At 53.6% G+C, this 6,260-nt stretch carries 4 protein-coding genes and 1 pseudogene; 2 read left to right on the top strand and 3 right to left on the bottom strand.

All coding sequences use genetic code 11. The features are described from left to right. The first annotated feature begins 44 nt into the window (after positions 1-44). On the top strand, positions 45-1,430 hold the full coding sequence (gene psbC, locus IGQ16_RS07315; protein WP_024124637.1) for a photosystem II reaction center protein CP43: 1,386 nt from the start codon (positions 45-47) through the stop codon (positions 1,428-1,430). A 121-nt stretch (positions 1,431-1,551) separates the two neighbouring features. Here psbC and IGQ16_RS07310 read toward each other — a convergent pair whose 3' ends face one another. Genes IGQ16_RS07310 through IGQ16_RS07300 form a run of 3 tightly spaced genes read right to left on the bottom strand, consistent with a single transcriptional unit; the run spans position 1,552 to position 5,947 of the window. Further along, complete coding sequence (locus IGQ16_RS07310) at positions 1,552-2,742, bottom strand: lipid-A-disaccharide synthase-related protein (protein WP_297060834.1); 1,191 nt, start codon at positions 2,740-2,742, stop codon at positions 1,552-1,554. Then, positions 2,739-4,166 carry a YdiU family protein gene (locus tag IGQ16_RS07305; protein ID WP_297060831.1) on the bottom strand — a complete coding sequence of 476 codons (1,428 nt, stop codon included), beginning with the start codon at positions 4,164-4,166 and terminating at the stop codon, positions 2,739-2,741. Before IGQ16_RS07305 ends, IGQ16_RS07310 begins: the two co-directional genes overlap by 4 nt. A 26-nt stretch (positions 4,167-4,192) precedes the next feature. Beyond that, positions 4,193-5,947 carry a M48 family metalloprotease gene (locus IGQ16_RS07300; RefSeq protein ID WP_024124634.1) on the bottom strand — a complete coding sequence of 585 codons (1,755 nt, stop codon included), beginning with the start codon at positions 5,945-5,947 and terminating at the stop codon, positions 4,193-4,195. A gap of 101 nt (positions 5,948-6,048) precedes the next feature. Here IGQ16_RS07300 and IGQ16_RS07295 point away from each other — a divergent pair. Beyond that, positions 6,049-6,260: pseudogene (locus IGQ16_RS07295) on the top strand (hypothetical protein); the annotation flags it as partial.

Below are 6,260 nucleotides of genomic sequence, written 5' to 3'. Positions count from 1 at the left end.
CCAACCCCATGAAAACTTTGTCTTCCCAGAAGAGGTACTCCCCCGTGGTAACGCTCTCTAGTAATTCGATTTTTGCCACCAATCGCGACCAAGAATCCTCCGGTTTCGCGTGGTGGGCCGGTAATGCTCGTCTAATTAATCTCTCCGGCAAACTCTTGGGTGCCCACGTCGCCCACGCTGGCCTGATTGTTTTCTGGGCCGGTGCCATGACCCTGTTCGAGTTGGCTCACTTCATTCCCGAGAAGCCAATGTATGAGCAAGGGCTCATTCTCATCCCCCACATTGCCACCCTTGGGTGGGGTGTTGGCCCTGGTGGGGAAGTCGTGGACACCTTCCCCTTCTTTGTGGTTGGAGTGGTACACCTGATTTCCTCTGCCGTTCTCGGCTTTGGTGGGGTTTACCATGCGATTCGTGGCCCTGAAACCCTTGAGGAATACTCCTCTTTCTTTGGCTACGACTGGAAAGATAAAAACAAAATGACGACGATCCTTGGTTTCCACCTGATCGTCCTTGGTATTGGTGCCCTACTGCTGGTGGCTAAAGCCATGTTCTTTGGTGGTCTCTATGACACCTGGGCACCCGGTGGCGGCGATGTCCGCGTCATTACCAACCCCACCCTTGACCCAAGGGTCATCTTTGGCTATCTGCTGAAGTCTCCCTTTGGGGGTGAGGGCTGGATCGTCAGCGTCAATAACCTTGAGGATGTTGTCGGTGGTCACATTTGGATCGGTCTGATCTGCATTGCCGGTGGTATTTGGCACATCCTGACGACCCCCTTCGGTTGGGCACGCCGTGCCTTCATCTGGTCTGGAGAAGCCTATCTTTCCTATAGCTTAGGTGCCCTCTCCATGATGGGCTTCATTGCCACCTGCTTTGTCTGGTTCAACAACACGGTCTATCCCAGTGAATTCTATGGCCCTACGGGTCCGGAGGCCTCTCAGGCGCAGGCAATGACCTTCTTGATCCGCGACCAAAAGCTGGGAGCCAATGTTGGCTCGGCTCAAGGTCCCACGGGTCTTGGCAAATACCTGATGCGCTCTCCCACTGGTGAAATTATCTTCGGTGGTGAAACAATGCGCTTTTGGGATTTCCGTGGTCCCTGGCTGGAGCCCCTGCGTGGTCCCAATGGTCTTGACCTGAACAAGATCAAAAATGATATTCAGCCTTGGCAGGAACGTCGTGCCGCTGAGTACATGACCCACGCTCCCTTGGGTTCTCTCAACTCTGTGGGTGGTGTGGCCACCGAAATTAACTCGGTGAACTTCGTGTCTCCCCGCTCTTGGCTAGCAACCTCCCACTTTGTTCTGGCCTTCTTCTTCTTGGTGGGTCACCTATGGCATGCAGGGCGTGCCCGGGCGGCAGCGGCTGGCTTTGAGAAGGGGATTGACCGTGAGTCTGAACCCGTGCTCTCGATGCCTAGCCTAGATTAGGGCAGCTCACCGATTCTTACTTAGCACCTCTTGACTCCCATTGACCGATGGGGGTCTTTTTTTGTAGAGCGGCGCCAGAATACCCATCCCCTTCGGGGAATATGGCAGTGTCACTGAAGACTTAATCGGTGAGTATTTCTAGAAGTTGGGCAGCAATGCGATCGCTCGCTCCTGGACGCCCCATACGCTCGACACCGTTAGCGGCAATTCGAGCTAGTAACTCAGAATCTCGCCAAATACCCCAGAGGGTAGGGAGGGCTTCTAGGGGATCATCTAGAAAAAAGATGGACTCCCCCAGTAGGCGTTTTTGACGGCGGGCAAAACGACGGGTAAACTGAGGACCTTCACCGGCAAATGTAACGACTGGCTTGCCGAGGCCAACACACTGCTCGGTTGCGGTTCCAGCAAGGGCAATACCCCCTTCTGCCCAGTGTAAAAATTCACGAAAGTGGTGTGAACTTAGGATTAGTTGTTGCTGACCCAACCGCCATGCGGTGGTCTTGGGTAATGGACTGGCTATCGGTTGCCAACCCTTCAGACTCTGCTCAAGAAGCTGTAAATCAAGGCTGGGACTCACAGCGGCAAGACATGTCAGGGGCTGATCCTGATGGGGTGTCAGTACCCCTAGAATGTGTTGCCAATTGCGGTAGGCCTCGGGGGCACGAGACCCCGGCAGCAGCACAATAGTTCTAGTGGTAAAGGGGGATTGCCCAGGGGGGGGCATCACTAAGTCCATCATTGGATTGCCACAGTAGTGAACGGTGTAACCCAATTGCCGCAGCCCTTTGGCGGTTAGCTCATCGCGGATAAAAATGCCTCGACAGCGGGGCGATCGCCACAACCACCGTTCCCAGGGAAGATAGTCACTGCCTGCCCAACCCATTCCCCAGCCATAGGGGCGCCCCGTCCCATCGTAAAGGTAATAGTCAGACTTGGCAGTGCCAATAAAACTGTAGGTGCCGCCACTGCCATAGGCCAGCAATAATGGCACAATATCCCCCACCGCCAAAAGATGCCCTCCCAACTGCTGCCAAGCTTGGAGGGTGCGAATCTGCGATCCTAAAAGTCCCAGCAAACCAGCCTTGAGATCCCGCCATAAATGCCGTAAATCCATGTAGATAAACCCACCGGAGGGCAGGACTTTTCCTGGGTGCAACAGCGGAATACCGAGCCGAGTATAGGCAGACCCTAAGCCCACCAAGGGCAACGCCATTACATTTATATCTGGGCAACGCTGTTTCAGGGCTTGTAAAGTGACACTGGCGATCGCGTCCTCACCGTGACCATTACTGAGGCAAAGGAGTCGCTTCATGCCTGCATTAGCTCAAGAGTTGCCGTAAATTGCGACCAATCATCCTCCTGATCAATGGCTTGCCAAATCTGTTCGATGTAGGGGCGAGTGAGGATGACAAGGGGGTTGGCTGCCCGTAGGGTCTGGGGAATCGCTGCCCGTTGTGGTGGAGTTGCCTGCTGCAATAGCTCAAAGTAGCATCTTTTCCAAGCCTCTAGCAATTTCTGATCAGCGGGTGTCAGGGTTAGGCTTCCCGAAAAGAAATGACCCACATCGGCAGCCCACTCTGGGGAAAATTCCTGCCGCAAGCTGATAAAGAATTGAGGATAACTGATGATGCTGCGACTGAGGAAAGCTTGGGTCGCCGCCACGAGGGAACGGCCAAGCTCTGGGGGAAGATCTGCCCAACCGAGGCGTTTGAGCATCAGTTTCAAGTAGGTGGTTTGACAGCGATCCCCAAAGGTTTTCAGCGCTGCTGCCATTTCCTCAAGGGGAATGACCCAAGACAGCGGGACTTGCAGTTTCTCCAGATTCCAAGCACAAATTGCCGGTTGATTGCCATAGGCATATCGGCCATAGTAGTCAAAGGAGGCCGCCGTAAATCCTAAATCATACCGTTCCAAAAAAACATAGGGACCATAGTCAAAACTTTCACCCGTGATGGCCATATTATCGGTGTTCAAAACACCATGGCAAAATCCCGCCACCAACCACTGTGCCGCCAGATCCGCTGTGCGTGCCACCAGTTCACGATAGAAGACACAACCCCGTTCCTTGGGGTCTCGGATCTCTAGCAAATGGGGATAGTAGTAGTGAATGACGTGGTCGAGCAACCGTTGAATCAAGTCTGGTCGCCGCAGATAATGGAGCCGCTCAAAGGTACCAAAGCGAATATGGGAGCGCCCAAGGCGCACCAAGACACTTGATCGTGTCGGCGATGGCTCATCCCCTCGCCACAGGGATTCCCCCGTTTCCACTAAACTGAGACTGCGAAAGGTACGCACCCCCAAGCGATGCAGCAGTTCACTGGCCAAAACTTCACGGACACCCCCTTTTAATGTAAGGCGACCATCTCCGCCTCGCGAATAGGGGGTGGTGCCAGAACCCTTTGTGCCAAGGTCATACAGTTGACCATCTCCACCGCGAAACTGGCCATAGAGAAACCCGCGACCATCTCCTAAACGGGGGTTATATTCCCCAAACTGATAGCCGTGGTAACGCATCGCCAAAAAGGGTTCTCGCCCCTGAAACTGGCCAAAGGCTGCAATAAAATCGACATCCGTGACTTCAGCAGGATCTAAGCCCATCAAGGGTAAGAGAGCATCATTGCGAAAACGCAGAATATGCCGCGGAAATGTTGCTGCCTGTACCTCGTCCCAGTACTCTTCCCCTAGGGAAAGAAACGCGGGTTCGTACTCAAGGGCTTGAAAACGGTGTCGAGACATTCAAAACATATTCAAAACGTTCAGAGCTATTGGAGTGTCTTGGCAGTTTCCCCTTTGGATTTTGGGGGATTAGGGGAATCCACCAGGGTACGCAAGTGCGCTTGAATTTGTTGATGCCGTTCGACCCCCTCAAAGGCAAAGGGGGTGTACCCGCGATCGCGCATCAAACCACGGATATAGCGAATGCGCTCATTAGTAGGAGGGTGCGTGGAAAACCACGGTAGCGGTGGCTCCTGATGGCGGTATTCCTTTTTGAGGGTGTGCATTAGGTTAAGTAGGCCATCAGCGGCATAGCCTGCCCTTGCGAGAATCTGCGTGCCCAAAATATCGGCCTCTCGCTCCATTTCACGACTATAGCTAGTCACGAGAATCCCTGTCACATAGCCACCAGCGGGTAATAGCCGCGTCAAGTTGGCAGTGGCCGTGCCTTGGGTCATCAGGCGAAAACCGTGGGAGAGGACTGTATGGGCAATTTCGTGGGCAAGTAATCCTGCAAGTTCCGCTTCGGTATTCGCTTTGAGAATTGCACCAGAGTTGATAAAGATCTTGCCGCCGGGAAGGGCAAAGGCATTGAGATCATTGTCTTTTATCACAAAAAATTCATACTCAAATTCATTGCGACCGGCCACTTTGGCAAGGCGCTGCCCAACTTGATTGACATAGGTCTGTACTTCCGCATCCTCAAGGAGCTTGACTTGGCGGCTAATATTCCGCGCCGCTGAGCGGCCTAGGGCAGACTCCCCTTGCATCATCAAGGTCATCATTTGAATCGAGTTCAAAGACAGCAGGGGATTGCCCGTGAGGGCGACACCGACTAGGCCGGTGAGGGCACCCATAACCATGCCTTCGCGCAATTGCCCTTGAAGACGGCGCCGGAATCGTTGCATGCGCTCTGCGGCCAGTTGCTCAAATTCTGGTGTAGCAGGATGATCAGGATTCAGGAGGGCAAACCGCTGGGCGGCAAGAGCTGCTTCCAGCCACTGCTGCTGGCGATCGTAGATTGTGATCAGACTACGTTGAATCTCCGGCTGATCTGGGTAGAGACTAGCGGCCTTCTCTAGATGGGCATAGGCCTCTTTGAGGGAACCCTGCTGAGCTAGAAACTCGGCAAACCGCACTTGAGCGGGAATAAACTCTGGAAATTGTTCCACCAAGAGCTGCAGCGGCACTGCTTGGGCACTGTAAAGTTGGGAGCCAGACTGAACTTCTCGCCAATAGACTTGGGCCGCAGGGGGCAGTTGACTAATTTCCAGTACAGCGGGAGGTGTGACACGGGGTGGTGGGACATTCAGGTCAGCTTTGGCCTTTTGGTAGTAGGTTTGGGCTGTGGTTAGCTCGCCTAATTGCCAGTAGCGATCGCCCTCCCGTAGAAGTGCTAAACGCGCCTCCTGTACTGCTTGCTCTGCTGTTAGTTGCGGTGTTGTTGGGGCCTCTGGAGAATTCTCTGGAGAATTGTCAGTCGTTGTTGGTGGGGGTTCCACAGGAGAAGGCAGCGAATCAACCTTGACCTCAATGGTCGTCGGTAGGGAAGGGGGAGATTTTCGAGGGGGGTCAACTTCTGGGGCGGGCTGGGGTGGCAGCGGCAATAGATCGATAGCAGAGCCTTCAGATTGTGGCAGGCGAGCTTGGGCAAGGGGGTCTGCTTCAATGAGAGCAATCAACTCCTCTTCTGCTAGACCAGTTGGGGATAGAGACATCTCCGCTGCTCTGACGGGTTCAAGACCCACTCCTAAAAGAAAAGCCATACCCAGCGGCCAGTAGCGTAACCCATCTTTCACCATCACACCGTCCTCAAGCCACCTGATTGTTTATAGTTTAATCACTAATAACCGGCAAATTGGGTTGTCGTTAGAATGTAAAGTACCAACAAATTCCAAAGGCAATGGCATCTACGCTGGAAGAAAAGTTACGGACTGCTTTTACACCGGAACAGGCCCATCTACTGGTGGAAGTGATTCGTGAGGCCTATGACGACGTCGTAAGGGCGAAGGACTTCAATGAACTGAAGTCAATCGTTGCCGATCTGGGTCAAGCGCAAAAACGTACTGAAGAACGGGTAGAGGAACTTGCCCAAGCCCAAAAACGCACTGAGGA

It is taken from the genome of Thermosynechococcus sp. M3746_W2019_013 (genome assembly GCF_015296045.1).
GTDB lineage: Bacteria > Cyanobacteriota > Cyanobacteriia > Thermosynechococcales > Thermosynechococcaceae > Thermosynechococcus.
This window is presented reverse-complemented; position numbering and strand designations above follow the sequence as displayed.

Excerpts from the sequence above, each read along its gene's own strand:
- IGQ16_RS07300 (WP_024124634.1), bottom strand. The coding sequence starts at position 5,947 with ATGGTGAAAGATGGGTTACGCTACTGGCCGCTGGGTATGGCTTTTCTT.
- IGQ16_RS07310 (WP_297060834.1), bottom strand. The coding sequence starts at position 2,742 with ATGAAGCGACTCCTTTGCCTCAGTAATGGTCACGGTGAGGACGCGATC.
- IGQ16_RS07305 (WP_297060831.1), bottom strand. The coding sequence starts at position 4,166 with ATGTCTCGACACCGTTTTCAAGCCCTTGAGTACGAACCCGCGTTTCTT.